This window comes from Massilia sp. NBRC 108631 (genome assembly GCF_059704565.1).
Genome location: NZ_BAAKJE010000091.1, coordinates 1 through 221, shown reverse-complemented (window position 1 = coordinate 221; position 221 = coordinate 1). Strand labels below are relative to the sequence as shown.

General features: G+C 67.9%; 1 protein-coding gene. It reads right to left on the bottom strand.

Annotation, left to right across the window (positions count from 1 at the left end; all coding sequences use genetic code 11):
* Positions 1 to 221 (bottom strand): heterodisulfide reductase-related iron-sulfur binding cluster (locus tag AC6H42_RS10780; RefSeq protein ID WP_497548002.1); only part of this gene is annotated, 221 nt, incomplete at both ends.

The window sequence follows — 221 nt, the reverse complement described above, 5'->3', positions numbered from 1 at the left end:
GCTGCAGCAGCGAGTAAGTACCTGAAGAGCCGCAGCACAGGTGGCTGTCGGCGCACAGCCTCACATCCACACCGACCGCGCGCAGCAGTCCTTCCACCTTGCCACGGATCTGCTGCCCGTGCTGCAGGGTGCAAGGCGGATGGAAGGCCACCCGCTCGGCGATGCGGCCCCGCATGCGTTGCGCCAGCTCCGCCTCGAACTCCGGCATCACCTCGCTCAGG